The sequence below is a fragment of the Nocardioides sp. genome, from assembly GCF_024509035.1.
GTDB lineage: Bacteria > Actinomycetota > Actinomycetes > Propionibacteriales > Nocardioidaceae > Nocardioides.
The window spans coordinates 1-1,529 of sequence record NZ_JANINT010000346.1 but is presented as its reverse complement, the minus strand read 5'-3'; the positions used below and the strand labels follow the sequence as shown (position 1 = coordinate 1,529).

The following is a 1,529-nucleotide window of genomic DNA, read 5'->3' as shown; positions in this document are numbered from 1 at the left end:
GGGTGGTGGTCAGCGGCACGGCGACGTACGTCCTCGACGGGGTCAAGCGGTCCGCCGGCCCCGGTGAGACCGTCGATGTCCCGTTGGGAGCCGCCCACCGGTTGATCAACGAGCACGGCACCCCGCTGATCGTCATCGAGGTGCAGCGTGGGCGCTACACCGGCGAGGACGACATTGTGCGCCTGCAGGACGACTACGGTCGCGCGGGCGTCATGATCGAGTCCGTGGGCCGGTTGGTCGACTCACGGCTCTGACAGGTCGGCGTCGACCATCCGACCCACGAGCTCGTCGAAGCCCACCGTAGGTGACCAGCCCAGGGTGGCGCGCGCTAGCGACGCGTCGCCCACCAGCTCGGTCGGGTCGGCCGGGCGCACGAACTCCGGGTCGATGCTCACCATCGGCTCCCAGTCGATGATGCCGGCGCGGGCGAACGCGGCGGCGACGAAGTCGCGCACCGAGTGGGAGACGCCGGTGGCGATCACGTAGTCGCGCGCGGTGTCGGCCCGCACCGCCCGCACCATCGCGTCGACGTAGTCCGGCGCCCAGCCCCAGTCGCGCCGGGCGTCGAGGTTGCCGAGCGCCAGCCGGTCGGCCCGGCCGTGGGCGATCGCGGCGACCGTCGAGGTGATCTTGCGGGTCACGAAGTCCGGTGGCCGGCGCGGGGACTCGTGGTTGTAGAGGATCGCGCTGACCGCGTGCAGGTCGCGGCGGCGGTAGATGTCGACCATGAGGTGGGCGTAGGCCTTGGCCGCGCCGTAGGGGTTGACCGGTCGCAGCGGCGTGCGCTCGTCCTGCGGGCAGCGGTCGGGCTGGCCGAAGATCTCTGCGCTCGAGGCCTGCACGAAGCGCACCGGTCGGCCCAGCTTGTCCTGCACCTGCAGCGCCGACTCCAGCAGGCCGGCGGCGGCCAGCCCGTTGACACTGGCGGCCAGGTCCGGCTGGTCCCACGACCTCGCGACGGAGCTGAGCGCCGCGAGGTTGTAGACCTCGTCGGGCGCGAGCTCCACCAGCAGCGTGCGCACCTGCTCGACCGCGGTGAGGTCGCCGCGGTGCAGCTCGACGCCGGGCAGGTCCGGCAGCGGCTCGAGCTCGTGGGCGAGCGCGTGCACCTCGGTGCCCTCGGCGAGCAGCTGCTCGGCGAGGTAGCGGCCGTCCTGGCCGCTGATCCCGGTGACGAACGCGCGGCGTCCTGCGCTCACAGCAGCGTCACCAGCCCTGCCGGATCGCGGCCACGTCGGCCTCCACCATGAGCGCGACCAGCTCGCGGAACGACACCCTCGGCTTCCAGCCGAGCACCTCGCGGGCCTTGCTGGCGTCGCCGATCAGGTGGTCGACCTCCGCGGGCCGCATGAACCGCGGGTCCTGACGGACGTACGGCGTCCAGTCGTCGATGCCGATGTGGCCGAACGCCGCGTCGAGGAAGTCGCGGATCGAGTGCGCCTCGCCGGTGGCAATCACGTAGTCGTCGGCCACCGGCTGCTGCAGCATCAGCCACATCGCCTCGACGTAGTCGCCGGCGAAGCCCCAGT

General features: G+C 72.1%; 3 protein-coding genes. 1 reads left to right on the top strand and 2 read right to left on the bottom strand.

The annotated features are described in order from the left end of the window. Positions 1 to 254, top strand: a 254-nt coding sequence (locus tag Q0L15_RS21020; protein WP_296606673.1) for a cupin domain-containing protein, incomplete at its 5' end; no start/stop codon positions are given. Here the strand turns inward: Q0L15_RS21020 and Q0L15_RS21015 are convergent. Both Q0L15_RS21015 and Q0L15_RS21010 read right to left on the bottom strand, forming a co-directional pair. Next, the gene (locus Q0L15_RS21015) at positions 243 to 1,199 is read right to left on the bottom strand and encodes a GDP-mannose 4,6-dehydratase (protein WP_296606672.1); all 957 of its coding nucleotides are present in this window, start codon (positions 1,197 to 1,199) and stop codon (positions 243 to 245) included. The genes Q0L15_RS21020 and Q0L15_RS21015 overlap by 12 nt on opposite strands. A 7-nt stretch (positions 1,200 to 1,206) precedes the next feature. After that, the coding region (locus tag Q0L15_RS21010) for a GDP-mannose 4,6-dehydratase (protein ID WP_296606670.1) at positions 1,207 to 1,529 on the bottom strand (323 nt) is incomplete at its 5' end.